Source organism: Streptomyces thermoalcalitolerans (assembly GCF_039525155.1).
Lineage (GTDB): Bacteria > Actinomycetota > Actinomycetes > Streptomycetales > Streptomycetaceae > Streptomyces > Streptomyces thermovulgaris.
Map to the genome: position 1 here is coordinate 16,363 of NZ_BAAAHG010000008.1, position 14,485 is coordinate 30,847.

The following is a 14,485-nucleotide window of genomic DNA, read 5'->3' on the forward strand; positions in this document are numbered from 1 at the left end:
GTACGACGGGGCCCCGGCCGCCCGTCGAGGCGGCCGGGGCCCGGACGCACACCGGTCGAGCGGTCAGCGCGCCGCCCGGTTGACGGCCGAGACGACCGCCTTCAGCGACGCACGCGTCGTGTTCGCGTCGATGCCGACGCCCCACAGCACCTTGTCGCCGATCGCGCACTCGATGTAGGAGGCGGCCTGCGCGGAGGCGCCCTCGCTCAGCGTGTGCTCCTGGTAGTCCAGCAGGCGTACGTCGATGCCGATGGACTGCAGGGCGTCGAAGAAGGCCGAGATCGGTCCGTTGCCGGTGCCGGTCAGGACGGTGTCCTCGCCGTCGACGGTGGCCTCCACCGTGAGGGTGTCCACTCCGTCCGTGTCCGTCGTGGACTGGCCCGTCTTGAGCTGGATGCGTCCCCAGGGGTTCTCCGGGTTCGGCAGGTACTCGTCCTGGAAGATCTCCCAGATCTCCTTCGGCGTGACCTCGCCGCCCTCGGCGTCCGTCTTGGCCTGGATGATCTTCGAGAACTCGATCTGCATCCGGCGCGGCAGGTCCAGCTTGTGGTCGTTCTTCAGGACGTAGGCGACACCGCCCTTGCCGGACTGCGAGTTGACGCGGATGACGGCCTCGTAGGACCGGCCGACGTCCTTGGGGTCGATGGGCAGGTACGGCACCGCCCACTGAAGGTCGTCGACCGTGACGCCCTTGGCCTTGGCCTCGGCCTCCATCGCCTCGAAGCCCTTCTTGATGGCGTCCTGGTGGGAGCCGGAGAAGGACGTGTAGACCAGGTCGCCCACGTACGGGTGGCGCGGGTGGACCTCCATCTGGTTGCAGTACTCCCACGTACGACGGATCTCGTCGATGTCGGAGAAGTCGATCTGCGGGTCGATGCCCTGCGAGAACAGGTTCATGCCCAGGGTGACCAGGTCGACGTTGCCGGTCCGCTCGCCCTGTCCGAACAGGCAGCCCTCGACCCGGTCGGCGCCGGCCATCAGCGCCAGCTCGGCGGCGGCGACGGCCGTGCCGCGGTCGTTGTGCGGGTGGGCCGACAGGCAGATGTACTCGCGCCGGGACAGGTTGCGGTGCATCCACTCGAAGCGGTCCGCGTGCGTGGACGGCGTCGAACGCTCCACCGTGGCGGGCAGGTTGAGGATGATCTCGCGGTCCGGACCCGGCTGCCAGACGTCCATGACCGCCTCGCAGACCTCGAGGGCGAAGTCCAGCTCGGTGTCGGTGAAGATCTCGGGGCTGTACTGGTAGCCGAACTCGGTCTCGTCGCCCAGCAGCTTCTCGGCGTACTCCATCACCCGGCGGGTGCCGTCGACGGCGATCTGCTTGATCTCGTCCTTGGAGGCACGGAAGACGACCCGGCGGAAGAGCGGGGCGGTGGCGTTGTACAGGTGGACGGTGGCCCGCCGGGCGCCCTTCAGGGACTCCACGGTCCGCTCGATCAGGTCCTCACGGGCCTGGGTCAGGACGGAGATCGTGACGTCCTCGGGGATCGCGCCCTCTTCCTCGATGATCGAGCGCACGAAGTCGAAGTCGGTCTGGCCGGAGGCCGGGAAGCCGACCTCGATCTCCTTGTAGCCCATCTTGACCAGCTGGTCGAACATCCGGCGCTTGCGCTCGGGCGACATGGGGTCGATCAGGGCCTGGTTGCCGTCGCGCAGGTCGGTGGAGAGCCAGCGGGGGGCGACGGTGATCCGCTTGTCGGGCCAGGTGCGGTCGGGCAGGTCGACCTGCTGGTAGCGGCCGTACTTGTGGATCGGCATGGGGCTGGGCTGCTGACGGTTCGCCATGGCTGCGTGGGCTCCTCGGGACGTTCCGCGAATTCGCGGGGACCGGATGACGGCCGACGGCGCAACGCCAAACACCGCGGGGAGGGGGTCGGCCTTCGACTTACAGGCCCTCGCCGCGGCAACTAAGGAGAAGCAGCCCGAAACGCATGGTGCTCCGCAGCCTAACCGAGCCGCACCGGATGCGCGGCCCTGTTTCAGTATGCGGAACAGGAAGAACAGAGAAGGAGTGAATCGGACAAAAAGTGTGCGGCATCACGTCTGCTTCCCCCGCGTTCCCCCGTGTCCGCCACAGCCTTCCGCACCCCTGCCACTTCACCCCCGGGCGGGGTTTGCCTCCCCTGTTTTTCATCAATCACGGTTGCGGGTAGTGACAGAGCCGTCACACAGTGCCATGGTTCCGAACATGACGACCAACGGGGGCCTCGAGCCCGTCTTCTGCACCATCGTGCCGCCCCATGTCCTCGACCGCCTGGCACGCAACACGGACCCCGCGCTCTCCGGGCCCGCCCGCCGCACCCTGGAGCGCGACGCCTTCGAACGCACCCGCCGCCGGCTGACCACCGTCATCGGCGCACCCGCCGTCGCCCCGCCCGCCGGCCGGACGGACGGACAGCCGCACCGCACGATCTACGACGCCCAGCACCGCACCCGTCTGCCCGGAAGGAAGGTGCGCGGCGAGGGAAGCCCGCCCGGCAAGGACGCCACGGTCAACCGCGCCTACTCGGGGCTCGGCACCACCTTCGAGCTGTACCTCGAGACGTACGGGCGCGACTCGATCGACGGCAGGGGCATGCCGCTGGACGCGACGGTGCACTACGGCGAGCAGTACAGCAACGCCTTCTGGAACGGCGAGCAGATGGTGTTCGGGGACGGCGACGGAGAGATCTTCCTCGACTTCACCATCGCGGTCGACGTCATCGGCCACGAGCTGACCCACGGCGTCGTCCAGCACACCGCCAACCTGGCCTACTTCGGCCAGTCCGGGGCGCTGAACGAGTCGATCGCCGACGTCTTCGGCTCGCTGATCAAGCAGTACGCGCTCGGCCAGACCGCCGCGGAGGCCGACTGGCTGATCGGCGCGGGCCTGCTGGGCCCGCGCGTCAGCGGCACCGCGCTGCGCTCGATGAAGGCACCCGGCACGGCGTACGACGACGACGTGCTCGGCAAGGACCCGCAGCCGGCCACGATGGACGACTACGTCCACACCGGCAGCGACAACGGCGGCGTGCACATCAACTCCGGCATCCCCAACCGCGCCTTCTACCTGGTCGCCACCGCGCTCGGCGGCCACGCCTGGGAGAGGGCCGGGCAGATCTGGTACGACGTCCTGACCGGCGGCCGGCTGGAGGTGGACGCGCAGTTCACGGACTTCGCCACGCTCACCGTGAGGGCGGCCCGGGAACGGTACGGCGACGGCGACGAGCTCGAGGCCGTGCGGAAGGCGTGGGAACAGGTGGGGGTGCGGACCCGGTAGTCCCGTACTAGACACAGTTCCCATGCGGATTCGAGTGAGGCGTACAGGAGGGTTCGCGGGCATCGAGCGCCACGCCGAGGTCGACACCTCGGGGCGGCCCGACGCCCAGGAGCTGCGGGACCTGGCCGAGCGGGCACTGGCCGCCGGCCGGGCCGCACCGCCGGCCGGGGTGCCCGACGGGTTCAGCTATGAGATCACGGTGGACGGCCGCACGGTGTACGCGGCCGATCCCCGGCTGACCGGGGAGCAGCGGGAGCTCATCTCCCGTGTGCTCAAGGAAGGCGCGTGACCCTTGGCCCCTGGCCGGCGCCCGGGGATTGACGTCCATTACCGGCGGTAAGGATGATCCGGCGCATGGTGACGAACCCGATGCCTCCGTTCCCGGCCGGCTTCCTGTGGGGCGTGTCGACCTCGGCCCACCAGATCGAGGGGGCGGTGAAGGAGCGAGAGCCGTCCGTGTGGGACGTGTTCACGGCCGAGCCCGGACGGGTGAGGGACGGCTCGACGGCGGCGGTGGCCTGCGACCACTACCACCGCCACCGCGAGGACGTGGCGCTGCTGGCCGGCCTCGGGGTGAACGCCTACCGCTTCTCGGTCTCCTGGCCGCGGGTGAACGTCCCCGGCGGCCTCGACTTCTACGACCGCCTGGTCGACGACCTGTGCGCGGCGGGCATCCGCCCGGTCCCGACCCTCTTCCACTGGGACCTGCCGGCGACGCTGGACTGGCTGGAGCGGGACACGGCCGCGCGGTTCGCCGAGTACGTGTCGGTGGTCGCCGCACGCCTGGGCGACCGCACACAGCAGTGGATCACGCTCAACGAGCCCGCCGAGCACACCCTGCTGGGACACGCCCTGGGGGTGCACGCGCCGGGGAAGCGGCTGCTGTTCGACGCGCTGCCGGCCGCCCACCACCAGCTGCTCGCCCACGGCCTGGCGGTGCAGGCGCTGCGCGCGGCCGGGGCCACGGACATCGGCATCGCCAACTCCCACGGCCCGGTCTGGCCGGCGTCCGGCGACCGGGCGGACGTGGAGGCGGCGGACCTCTACGACGTCCTGCTGAACCGGATGTTCGCGGAGCCGGTGCTGCTGGGCGCCTACCCCCAGCCCGTCGGCGACCTGCTGTCGGACGGGACGAGGGACGTGGAGGCCGATCTGAGGGTCATCGCCGAGCCGGTCGACTTCTACGGCGTCAACTACTACGCCCCCGCCAGGGTGGGCGCCCCGCAGGGCACCGGGACCGCGTTCGGCGGTGTGCCCCTGCCCGCCGGGCTCCCCTTCTCCCTCAGAAAGATCGAGGGCCGTCCGCTGACGGACTCCGGCTGGCCCGTGGTGCCCGAGGGACTGACGGAACTGCTCACCGGTTTCCGCGACCGCTACGGCGACCGCCTCCCGCCCGTCGTCATCACCGAGAACGGCTGCTCCGGCGAGGGCCTGGACGACCAGGACCGCATCACCTATCTGGACGCCCACCTCCGGGCCCTGCACCGGGCCATCGAGGCGGGTGTGAAGGTGCGCGGCTACTTCGTCTGGTCGCTGCTGGACAACTTCGAGTGGGCGGAGGGCTACGCACGCCGGTTCGGGCTGGTGCACGTGGACCACGACACGCTGACCAGGACGCCCAAGGCCTCCTACGCCTGGTTCCGGCAGGTGCTGAGGGCCCAGAGAAGCCGGGACGGGGCCGGGATCCGTCCGCGCGGCGACGCCGCGGGACGGTGAGACACGGCGGCGCGGCACGGGGGTGAGCCCGCCTCGGAGCGCCGAAAAGCCCTACGGCGTCGCGGCCGTCCCGTCGTACCCTGGGAAGCGCGAGGCCGCGGTCAGTGGCGCGGCCGTGACGAGGAGGAACAGCAGGCCTTCAGCGCCGGCCCATGACTCAGACACCCGCACACACCCCCGCGCAGGGGCAGGCGAGAGCACAGATCACCGTCCCCGCCCAGCACCCCATGGTGACCGTGCTGGGATCCGGCGACTCCCTTCTGCGCGTGATCGAGAAGGCCTTCCCGGAGGCCGACATCCATGTCCGGGGCAATGAGATCAGCGCGGTCGGCGATCCCGCGGACGTCGCTCTGATCCAACGTGTGTTCGACGAGATGATGCTGGTGCTGCGCACCGGGCAGCCGATGACGGAGGATGCGGTGGAACGCTCGATCGCCATGCTCAAGGCGAGCGAGAACGGCGAGAGCGACGGCCATGAGACCCCGGCCCAGGTCCTGACGCAGAACATCCTGTCCTCGCGCGGCCGCACCATCCGTCCCAAGACGCTCAACCAGAAGCGGTACGTCGACGCGATCGACAAGCACACGGTCGTCTTCGGCATCGGCCCCGCCGGCACCGGCAAGACCTATCTGGCCATGGCCAAGGCGGTGCAGGCCCTGCAGTCCAAGCAGGTCAACCGCATCATCCTGACCCGCCCGGCGGTCGAGGCCGGCGAGCGGCTGGGCTTTTTGCCCGGCACGCTCTACGAGAAGATCGACCCGTATCTGCGCCCGCTGTACGACGCGCTGCACGACATGATCGACCCGGACTCGATCCCGCGGCTGATGGCGGCCGGGACCATCGAGGTGGCGCCGCTGGCGTACATGCGCGGACGGACGCTCAACGACGCGTTCATCATCCTGGACGAGGCCCAGAACACCAGCCCCGAGCAGATGAAGATGTTCCTCACCCGGCTCGGCTTCGACTCGAAGATCGTGATCACGGGTGATGTGACCCAGGTGGACCTGCCCGACGGGCAGACGTCCGGGCTGCGGCAGGTGCAGGAGATCCTGGAGGGGGTCGAGGACGTCCACTTCTCCCGTCTGTCGTCGCACGACGTGGTACGGCACAAGCTGGTGGGCCGTATCGTCGACGCGTACGAGAGGTACGACAGCAAGCACGGCACCGAGAACGGCGCGCCCCGGCCCGCCGGTCGCGGCAAAACCGCCGGGCACAAGCACCAGGGGAAGTAGACCAGCACCACCATGTCGATCGACGTCAACAACGAGTCGGGAACCGAGGTCGACGAGCGGGCGATCCTCGACATCGCCCGCTACACGCTCACGCGGATGCGCATCCACCCGCTCTCCGAGCTCTCGGTGATCCTCGTGGACGCCGATGCCATGGAGCAGCTGCACGTCCAGTGGATGGACCTGCCGGGACCCACGGATGTCATGTCCTTTCCGATGGACGAGCTGAGGCCGCCGTCCAAGGACGGCGACGAGCCCCCGCAGGGCCTGCTCGGCGACATCGTGCTGTGCCCCGAGGTCGCCGCGAAGCAGGCCGCCGAGGCCCCGACCCGGCACTCCATGGACGAGGAGCTCCAGCTCCTCACCGTCCACGGGGTGCTGCACCTGCTCGGCTACGACCACGAGGAGCCCGGCGAGAAGGCCGAGATGTTCGGTCTGCAGGCCGCGATCGTGGACGGCTGGCGCGCGGAGCGGGGCCTGCCCGGGCCGTCCCCGGCACCCACCGTCTCGTAAGCCGCCCATGAGCCCTCAGATCGTTCTCGGCGCGGTCGCCCTGGTGGTCGTCGCCTGGCTCGCCGCCTGCGCGGAGGCGGCCCTGCCGCTCGTGACCAGCTTCCGTGCCGAGGAGGCCGTGAAGTCCGGCCGCCGGGGCGGCGCCAGGCTGGCCCAGGTCGCCGCGGACGCGACCCTGTACCTGAACCTGGCCCTGCTGATCCGCGTGGCCTGCGAGATGGCGGCGGCGGCACTGATCACCTATGCGTGCCTGGAGGCGTTCCCGGGCACGGCCCAGGCCCTGGTGGTCGCCATCGCGGTCATGGTGCTGGTCTCCTATGTCGCCGTCGGGGTCTCCCCGCGCACCATCGGCCGCCAGCACCCGCTGCACACGGCGACCGTGGCGGCGTACGTCCTGGTGCCGCTGGCCCGTGTGCTGGGCCCGCTCCCCTCGCTGCTGATCCTCATCGGCAACGCGCTCACCCCGGGCAAGGGCTTCCGCCGCGGCCCGTTCGCCTCCGAGGCGGAGCTGCGGGCGATGGTCGACCTGGCGGAGCGGGAGTCGCTGATCGAGGCCGAGGAGCGCCGCATGGTGCACTCGGTCTTCGACCTCGGGGACACGCTGGTGCGCGAGGTGATGGTGCCGCGCACCGACCTGGTGGTGATCGAGCGGTACAAGACGATCCGCCAGGCCCTCACCCTGGCCCTGCGCTCCGGCTTCTCCCGCATCCCGGTCACCGGCGAGAGCGAGGACGACATCGTCGGGATCGTGTATCTGAAGGACCTGGTCCGCAAGACGCACATCAGCCGGGACGCGGAGAACGAGCTGGTGTCGACGGCGATGCGCCCGGCCGTGTTCGTGCCGGACACCAAGAACGCCGGTGACCTGCTGCGCGAGATGCAGAAGGAGCGCAACCACGTCGCGGTGGTCGTCGACGAGTACGGCGGCACGGCCGGTGTCGTCACCATCGAGGACATCCTCGAGGAGATCGTCGGCGAGATCACCGACGAGTACGACCGCGAGCTGCCGCCGGTGGAGAAGCTGGGCGACGGCCGTTACCGCGTCACCGCGCGTCTGGACATCACCGACCTGGGCGAGCTGTACGGGCTGGAGGAGTACGACGACGAGGACGTGGAGACCGTCGGCGGGCTGCTCGCCAAGGCGCTGGGCCGGGTGCCCATCGCGGAGGCGTCGGCGGTCGTCGTGGTGCCGGACGGCCGGGAGCTGCGGCTGACGGCGGAGGCGGCGGCCGGCCGCCGGAACAAGATCGCGACGGTGCTGGTGGAGCTGGTGGCCCCGGAGGAGTCCGCCGAGGCCGAGGAGGAGCCGGAGGAGAAGAAGGCGGGCTGAGGGACCGGCCCGGTGACACGGCTCCGTATGCTCGGCTCATGACCGAGAGCAACGCGCTTGACCCCGAGGACCGCAAGATCATCACCCTGGCCCGCTCGGCCCGGGCCCGCAACGGTGTGCCGGAGGGCGCGGCCGTACGGGACGAGACGGGGCGCACCTATGTCGCGGGGTCGGTGGACCTCCCCTCGCTGAGGCTCAGCGCCCTGCGGACGGCGGTGGCCATGGCCGTGGCGTCCGGGGCGGCCTCGCTGGAGGCGGCGGCGGTGGTCAGCGAGGCGGACGGGATCGCTCCCGAGGACCGGGCGGCCGTACGGGACCTGGGCGGAGCGGACACGCCGGTGCTGCTGGCGGGGCCGGACGGGCAGGTGCGGCTGACCCTGCCCGCGGGGGCGGATGCGTAGTGCACGTGCAACGGGGGGTCGTGGATCAGGGAGAATGGGCGCCATGAGCGTTCGTACCCAGTCATCCGCACGGCCCGCCGAGGCTGTCCACCGGGCCGGCTTCTCCTGTTTCGTGGGCCGCCCCAACGCGGGCAAGTCCACTCTCATGAACGCTCTGGTCGGGCAGAAGGTGGCGATCACCTCGAACCGGCCGCAGACGACGCGCCACACCGTGCGGGGCATCGTGCACCGGCCCGACGCCCAGCTGATCCTGGTGGACACCCCGGGGCTGCACAAGCCGCGCACGCTGCTGGGGCAACGGCTGAACGACGTGGTGCGGACCACGTGGGCCGAGGTCGACGTGATCGGGTTCTGTCTGCCGGCCGACCAGAAGATCGGGCCCGGTGACCGGTTCATCGCCAAGGAGCTGGCCGGGATCAAGCGGACGCCCAAGGTCGCGATCGTCACGAAGACGGACCTGGTGACCCCCGAGGCGCTGGCCGAGCAGCTGATCGCGGTCGACCGGCTGGGCAAGGAACTGGGGATCGACTGGGCGGAGATCGTGCCGGTGTCGGCGGTGGCGAACAAGCAGGTGGACCTGCTGGCCGACCTGCTGATCCCGCTGCTGCCGGAGGGTCCGGCGCTGTATCCCGAGGGCGACCTGACGGATGAGCCGGAGCAGGTGATGGTGGCCGAGCTGATCCGGGAGGCGGCGCTGGAGGGGGTGCGGGACGAGCTGCCGCACTCGATCGCGGTGGTGGTGGAGGAGATGCTGCCGCGGGAGGGCCGGCCGGCCGACAAGCCGCTGCTGGACATCCACGCGAACGTCTTCATCGAGCGGCCGAGCCAGAAGGGCATCATCATCGGGCCCAAGGGCAGGCGGCTGAAGGAAGTGGGGATCAAGTCCCGCCGGCAGATCGAGGCGCTGCTGGGGACGCCGGTGTTCCTGGACCTGCATGTGAAGGTCGCGAAGGACTGGCAGCGCGATCCCAAGCAGCTGCGCCGCCTCGGCTTCTGACACGCCTCTTCCGACGCACCTCGCCGGGCCCCGGGGGCTCCTCCCCCCGGGGCCCGGCCCGTCTCAGCGCAGGGCCTCCAGGGCCTTGTCGGCTCCCTCGGCCCCGAGCCTGACGAAGACCGGGGTCACCTCCAGGGGCGTGGCATAGGAGCGGATGGTCCGGGGGCCCTGGAGGGTCCGGCCGTGGGTCACGTCGTACCAGGTGCCCGGGGGAAGGTGAACGGAGCGGGTGGGGGCGTCCGCCAGTTGCGGGGCCGCCAGGACCGCGGGGCCCAGCATCCAGGCGTCGGCGGTCGTGTACGCCTGCTCGTGGTCCGGGAAGTCGAAGAACAGCGGGCGCATGATCGGGTCGCCGGTTCTCAGGGTGTGCTGGACCTGGTCCCAGATGTACGGGGCCAGCCGGGTGTGGCGGGCGACGGCCTCGCGGTAGAGGGCGCTGGTCTGCTTGTCGTAGACCACCTTCTTGCCGGTTGTGATGTCGGTGGTGTCCACGGGGGACGTGGAGGCGTACATCAGCGGCATCAGGGACGCGGACTGGGCCCAGCGGACCAGCACCTCCTTCGTGGGGGCGGGCTGGACGCTGGAGCCGCCGATCATGTCGGTGGCGACGAAGGGGTAGCCGATCGTGGAGATGGCGAGGTTCTGGGTGACGGAGGCCCGCAGGGAGTCCCAGCCGGTGCCCTTGTCCAGCTGCCGGGTGACGAATCCGGCCCGGTGGGCGGCGGTGTCCCAGTGGACGCGGATGCCGACGCCCTGGAGGTCGAACTCGTCGGCGAGCCGGGCGCCCAGGCGCTGGTAGTCGGTGGGGGTGTGGCCCGCGCGCGGGGCGCAGCGCTCGTCGAAGAAGCGGGTGTCGAACTTCAGGCCGTCGATGCCGTAGGTGCTCATCAGGGTTCTGAGCCGGGCCTTGTACCAGGCCGCCGCCTCCGGGTTGGCGAGGTCGACGATGCCGGCGGTGCCGTTCCACCAGGTGACCCGGCAGGGCCGTGCGGGGTCGGCGGCGTCCGCCAGCAGATAGCCGCGGTCGGCGGCGTACTGGTACTGGTCGGAGTCCAGGTTGATCCACAGGGTCACCCAGAGGCCGAAGTCGAAGCCCAGTTCGTGGATCCGGCGTGACATCGCCCTGGGGTCGGGATAGGCCTTCGGGTCGAAGGTCAGGTTCCCGTAGGCGGACTCCCACTTGTCGTCGAGCTGGAGCGCGTGGCCGGTGAGGCCGTGGTCGTGGAGGTCCTGGGCGTAGTCGAGGAGCCTGGCCTGGTCGACGTGGGTGTAGAACTGGGCCCAGGAGTTCCACACCGGCTCCGCGTACTGGCGGTACGTCGCGTCGCTCTTCGCCGGTCTGCCCACGATGCCGATGTAGTCGCGGTAGACCTCCAGGGGCGTGGACTCCACGAAGACCGTCGCCCGGTACGGCTGTGCGGACTCGATGCCGAAGCGGCCCAGGCCGTCCCCGCCCTGGTTGATCGCCACGTTCATCACCTGTCCGGTGTCCACGTGCAGGCCGGCCGCCGAGGACGTGTACCAGAAGGGGTCGATCATGTAGTACGAGGCCGGGCCGAAGGCCGGGTGGACGACCTGTCCGTCGTCCAGCGGCCAGGGCTGGTCGGTGGCGGGGCCGCCGTTCGGGGTCTGGGTCTCGCCGTGGCCGTACCAGTGGCCGGCGGACTTCAGGTCACAGGCCAGTTCGAGACGCTCGGGGACCGCTCCCTCCACCCGCCAGTCGAGCCCGTAGCGGTCGGCGGAGGGGGTGATGCGGGCCCGTACCGTCGCACCGGGCAGCGTCGTGGCGGCGGTGAGGGTCAGGACACCGTTCCTCCAGTCCCAGCCGGTGACACGGGTGGCGTGCTGCCAGGCGCCGGCGGCACGGAAGCGCAGCGCACCGCCGGTGTCCTCGCCGGCGGTGGCCAGGACCGTGCCGCCCGAACGGCTGGTCATCAGCGACAGCTGACCGGTCATCACTCGAAGTGTGTAACCGGGAGCGGTGCCTTCCGACGGGACGGTCAGGGTGAGCGCGTCCGCGGAGGGGGTGAGCCGGGGGCCTCGCGGGGCGGGGGACGCCTCGGCCCGTGCCCGTGCCTGTGCCGGATCCGGCATGGTCAGCGCCACGGGAAGGGCCAGACTGAGGCCGAGGACGGCGAGGAGCACTCCGGGGCGGCGAGTCGGTCTGCGCACGACGCATGTCCTTCGACGGAGGGAGTCAGGAGACTGCTTGCCCCATCGTGCTCGATCGCACTCCTGATAAAACGTCAGAAATCGTCCGTCGATGCCTTCATGCCGGCCTGCGGAACCCGATCGTCGGTACGGCCCTGCGGCGCGGCCACGGCTCGACGCCCTCCTCCGGCACCAGGTCGTCCAGGAAGGCGTACCGCCGCAGCGCCGCCGGGTCCTGGCCCTCGACGGACTGCACCCGGCGCCACCAGGCGGCGATCTCGGCCCATCCGGGGGCCGACAGCGAGCCGCCGAACTCCTGGACGGACAGCGCGGCGGTGAGGCCGGCGAAGGCCAGGCGGTCGGCCAGGGGCCAGCCGGCCAGGGTGCCGGTGACGAAACCGGCCACGAACACGTCGCCCGCGCCGGTCGGGTCCAGCGCCTCCACGGCGATGGCGGGCACCTCGGCGGTCTCCCCCGTGCGCCGGTCGACCGCGTAGGCGCCCTCCGCGCCCAGGGTGACCACCGCGAGCGGCACGTACTCGGTGAGCGCGTGCGCGGCGGTGCGCGGGCAGTCGGTGCCCGTGTAGCGCATCGCCTCCTCGGCGTTGGGCAGGAACGCCTCGCAGTGCTTCAGGTCGACCAGGCTCGCCAGGTCCCAGGCGCCGGTCTCGTCCCAGCCGACGTCCCCGAAGACACGGGTGCCCTCGGCCGCGGCCTGGGCGATCCAGGGGGCGGACCGGCCGGGGGTGAGGGAGGCCACGGCGGCACGCGCACGGGGCCGGCAGGCCGGGGCGCCCTCCTGGGGGAACACCTCCTCCGGGGGCGGCTCGTGGCCGTGCGAGACCATCGTGCGCTCGCCCTCGTACGCCATGGAGACGGTGACCGGGGAGTGCCAGCCGGGCACGGTGCGGGACGCGGACAGATCGATGCCCTCGCCCCGCTCGAGGGCGTCCCAGCAGTAGTCGCCGTAGTGGTCGTCGCCGAACGCCGCCGCCAGGGAGGTCTTGAGGCCCAGACGGGCCAGTGCGGTCGCCATGTTGGCCACACCGCCGGGGCTCGACCCCATGCCGCGCGCCCAGGACTCGGTGCCGCGCACCGGGGCGGAGTCGAGCCCGGTGAAGATGATGTCGAGGAAGACGGTGCCCGTCAGATAGACGTCCCAGGGCGGGTCGTCGCTCGTGCGCAGCCGGGCCAGCGGGTCGACCTGGGAGTGGGCGTGCGCTGTTCCGAGGATGTACTCCCGGTCCTCCGGGTACTCTCCGGCGATCGTGCTGGACGGGGTCACGGCGTGCTCCCTGACATGGTGCGGGTCCGGCCAGTGTGCACCAGAGCACCGGTGGCGTGTCGACACCGCCCGGCGCGGGGACGCACGCCACCGGCACGACACCGGCACGGCACAGCACCGGCCGTGCCCGGCGGCACGCCGCCCGGCCCGGGCCCCGGGGTGCCCTCGGCCGGGCGGCGCGGTCCGGCCTCGGGCCGGGGCACCGAAGCGTCGTCCGGCCCCGGTCAGCGGCGTTTGGGCACCGGTATCCGCTGCAGGTCCCGGGCCACGGTCAGCTCCCCGTCGAAGCCGGCCGCCCGCGCCTGCCGCTCGAACTCCTCCCCGGCGCCGTTGTAACGCTGGCTGAAGTGGGTGAGGACGAGGTGCCGCACCCCGGCGTCCCGGGCCGCACGTGCCGCCTGACCCGCCGTCAGATGGCCGTATTCGGCGGCCAGTTGCCTGTCCTCGTCGAGGAAGGTCGACTCGATGACGAGCAGGTCGCAGTCCTCGGCGAGCGCGTGCACCCCGTCGCACAGCCGGGTGTCCATGACGAACGCGAACCGCTGTCCGCGCCGCACCTCGCTCACCGCCTCCAGCGTGACCCCGTTCAGGGAGCCCTCCCGCTGCAGACGGCCCACGTCCGGGCCCTTGATGCCGTGCGCGGCGAGCCGGTCGGGCAGCATCCGGCGCCCGTCGGGCTCGACGAGCCGGTAGCCGTAGGACTCCACCGGGTGGGAGAGCCGGCGGGCCTCGAGGGTGTACGCCGGTGTCGTCGCGAGGACCCCGTCGGCGTCGACCGGGACCTCGGTGAGCCGGACCGTCTCGCGGTAGGCGGTGGCGTACCGCAGACGGTCGAAGAAGTGCCGGCCCGAGCGCGGGTAGTGCGCGGTGACCTCGTGCGGCACCCGGTCGAGGTTGATGCGCTGGATCACCCCGGCCAGGCCGAGACAGTGATCGCCGTGGAAGTGGGTGACGCAGATCCGGTTCAGGTCGTGCGCGGCGACCCCGGCGCGCAGCATCTGCCGCTGGGTGCCCTCGCCGGGGTCGAACAGGATGCCCTCGCCGTCCCAGCGCAGCAGATAGCCGTTGTGGTTGCGGTGCCGGGTCGGGACCTGGCTGGCGGTGCCGAGGACGACCAGTTCACGGACGGACATGACGTGGCTTCACCCGACGCGGCTCATCCGGGGGGCCACTGGAGGCCGCGGCCGCCGAGGACATGGGCGTGGGCGTGCCAGACGGTCTGGCCGGCGCCGGAGCCCGTGTTGAACACGATGCGGTAGCTCTCCAGCTTTTCCTCGTCGGCGACCGCCTGCGTCTCGCGCAGGACGTCCGCGGCGAGGTCCGGGGCGGCGGCGGCCAGGGCGGCGGCGTCCTTGTAGTGCGCCTTGGGGATCACCAGAACATGGGTGGGCGCCTGGGGGTTGATGTCGCGGAAGGCGACGGTGGTGTCCGTCTCGCGGACGACCGTCGCGGGGACCTGACCCGCGACGATCTTGCAGAACAGGCAGTCGTCCTGGGGTTCCCCAGCCATGCGATGCCTCCTGAGTCGATCGAGTACGGGGGCCATGGTAGCCACCGGCGCCGGCGCACCCCCCGCACGGTCCGGTGGGGGGTGCGCCGGCGCG

Annotated in this window: 13 protein-coding genes; 8 read left to right on the forward strand and 5 right to left on the reverse strand. The window is 71.2% G+C overall.

Translation table 11 applies throughout. The annotated features are described in order from the left end of the window. Positions 1-63: 63 nt before the first annotated feature. Positions 64-1,785 carry a 2-isopropylmalate synthase gene (gene leuA, locus ABD224_RS07275; protein ID WP_344048103.1) on the reverse strand — a complete coding sequence of 574 codons (1,722 nt, stop codon included), beginning with the start codon at positions 1,783-1,785 and terminating at the stop codon, positions 64-66. 403 nt (positions 1,786-2,188) lie between these two features. Between leuA and ABD224_RS07280 the strand changes: the two genes are divergently transcribed. From ABD224_RS07280 to era, 8 genes are all read left to right on the forward strand, one after another. Beyond that, positions 2,189-3,259, forward strand: coding sequence for a M4 family metallopeptidase (locus tag ABD224_RS07280; protein ID WP_344048105.1), 1,071 nt, complete (start codon positions 2,189-2,191; stop codon positions 3,257-3,259). Positions 3,260-3,281: 22 nt separating this feature from the next. Then, a complete protein-coding gene (locus tag ABD224_RS07285) occupies positions 3,282-3,548 on the forward strand; it encodes a protealysin inhibitor emfourin (RefSeq protein ID WP_344048108.1) in 267 nt (88 codons plus the stop codon). A 53-nt stretch (positions 3,549-3,601) separates the two neighbouring features. Then, entirely contained in the window at positions 3,602-4,975 is a 1,374-nt protein-coding gene (locus ABD224_RS07290) for a GH1 family beta-glucosidase (protein ID WP_344048110.1), read from the forward strand. A gap of 152 nt (positions 4,976-5,127) precedes the next feature. After that, positions 5,128-6,207: a PhoH family protein gene (locus ABD224_RS07295; RefSeq protein ID WP_344048112.1), complete on the forward strand. Its 1,080-nt coding sequence runs from the start codon at positions 5,128-5,130 to the stop codon at positions 6,205-6,207. A gap of 12 nt (positions 6,208-6,219) precedes the next feature. Then, the gene (gene ybeY, locus ABD224_RS07300; RefSeq protein ID WP_344048115.1) at positions 6,220-6,717 is read left to right on the forward strand and encodes an rRNA maturation RNase YbeY; all 498 of its coding nucleotides are present in this window, start codon (positions 6,220-6,222) and stop codon (positions 6,715-6,717) included. Between the two features lie 7 nt (positions 6,718-6,724). Next, positions 6,725-8,047 (forward strand): hemolysin family protein, encoded by a 1,323-nt coding sequence (locus tag ABD224_RS07305; protein ID WP_344048117.1) that lies wholly within the window; start codon positions 6,725-6,727, stop codon positions 8,045-8,047. Between the two features lie 38 nt (positions 8,048-8,085). Further along, complete coding sequence (locus ABD224_RS07310) at positions 8,086-8,448, forward strand: cytidine deaminase (RefSeq protein ID WP_344048119.1); 363 nt, start codon at positions 8,086-8,088, stop codon at positions 8,446-8,448. 43 nt (positions 8,449-8,491) lie between these two features. Beyond that, positions 8,492-9,445 carry a GTPase Era gene (gene era / locus ABD224_RS07315; RefSeq protein WP_344048121.1) on the forward strand — a complete coding sequence of 318 codons (954 nt, stop codon included), beginning with the start codon at positions 8,492-8,494 and terminating at the stop codon, positions 9,443-9,445. 63 nt (positions 9,446-9,508) lie between these two features. On the opposite strand, the gene ABD224_RS07320 is transcribed toward era, so the two are convergent. The 4 genes from ABD224_RS07320 to ABD224_RS07335 form a co-directional block, all read right to left on the reverse strand. Then, positions 9,509-11,539 (reverse strand): glycoside hydrolase family 31 protein, encoded by a 2,031-nt coding sequence (locus tag ABD224_RS07320; protein WP_344048297.1) that lies wholly within the window; start codon positions 11,537-11,539, stop codon positions 9,509-9,511. A 175-nt stretch (positions 11,540-11,714) separates the two neighbouring features. Beyond that, positions 11,715-12,830 (reverse strand): carbohydrate kinase family protein, encoded by a 1,116-nt coding sequence (locus tag ABD224_RS07325; protein ID WP_344048299.1) that lies wholly within the window; start codon positions 12,828-12,830, stop codon positions 11,715-11,717. A gap of 275 nt (positions 12,831-13,105) precedes the next feature. Next, complete coding sequence (locus tag ABD224_RS07330; protein WP_344048123.1) at positions 13,106-14,014, reverse strand: ribonuclease Z; 909 nt, start codon at positions 14,012-14,014, stop codon at positions 13,106-13,108. Between the two features lie 23 nt (positions 14,015-14,037). Next, positions 14,038-14,391, reverse strand: a complete 354-nt coding sequence (locus ABD224_RS07335; protein ID WP_344048125.1) for a histidine triad nucleotide-binding protein — start codon at positions 14,389-14,391, stop codon at positions 14,038-14,040. Between the last annotated feature and the right edge of the window lie 94 nt (positions 14,392-14,485).

What these genes read in the sequence shown, in the direction of transcription:
- ABD224_RS07320 (WP_344048297.1), bottom strand. Translation starts at nt 11,539, where the DNA reads ATGCCGGATCCGGCACAGGCACGGGCACGGGCCGAGGCGTCCCCCGCC.
- ABD224_RS07290 (WP_344048110.1), top strand. Translation starts at nt 3,602, where the DNA reads ATGATCCGGCGCATGGTGACGAACCCGATGCCTCCGTTCCCGGCCGGC.
- ABD224_RS07280 (WP_344048105.1), top strand. Translation starts at nt 2,189, where the DNA reads ATGACGACCAACGGGGGCCTCGAGCCCGTCTTCTGCACCATCGTGCCG.
- era (WP_344048121.1), top strand. Translation starts at nt 8,492, where the DNA reads ATGAGCGTTCGTACCCAGTCATCCGCACGGCCCGCCGAGGCTGTCCAC.
- ybeY (WP_344048115.1), top strand. Translation starts at nt 6,220, where the DNA reads ATGTCGATCGACGTCAACAACGAGTCGGGAACCGAGGTCGACGAGCGG.
- leuA (WP_344048103.1), bottom strand. Translation starts at nt 1,785, where the DNA reads ATGGCGAACCGTCAGCAGCCCAGCCCCATGCCGATCCACAAGTACGGC.
- ABD224_RS07330 (WP_344048123.1), bottom strand. Translation starts at nt 14,014, where the DNA reads ATGTCCGTCCGTGAACTGGTCGTCCTCGGCACCGCCAGCCAGGTCCCG.
- ABD224_RS07310 (WP_344048119.1), top strand. Translation starts at nt 8,086, where the DNA reads ATGACCGAGAGCAACGCGCTTGACCCCGAGGACCGCAAGATCATCACC.
- ABD224_RS07335 (WP_344048125.1), bottom strand. Translation starts at nt 14,391, where the DNA reads ATGGCTGGGGAACCCCAGGACGACTGCCTGTTCTGCAAGATCGTCGCG.
- ABD224_RS07295 (WP_344048112.1), top strand. Translation starts at nt 5,128, where the DNA reads ATGACTCAGACACCCGCACACACCCCCGCGCAGGGGCAGGCGAGAGCA.
- ABD224_RS07305 (WP_344048117.1), top strand. Translation starts at nt 6,725, where the DNA reads ATGAGCCCTCAGATCGTTCTCGGCGCGGTCGCCCTGGTGGTCGTCGCC.
- ABD224_RS07285 (WP_344048108.1), top strand. Translation starts at nt 3,282, where the DNA reads ATGCGGATTCGAGTGAGGCGTACAGGAGGGTTCGCGGGCATCGAGCGC.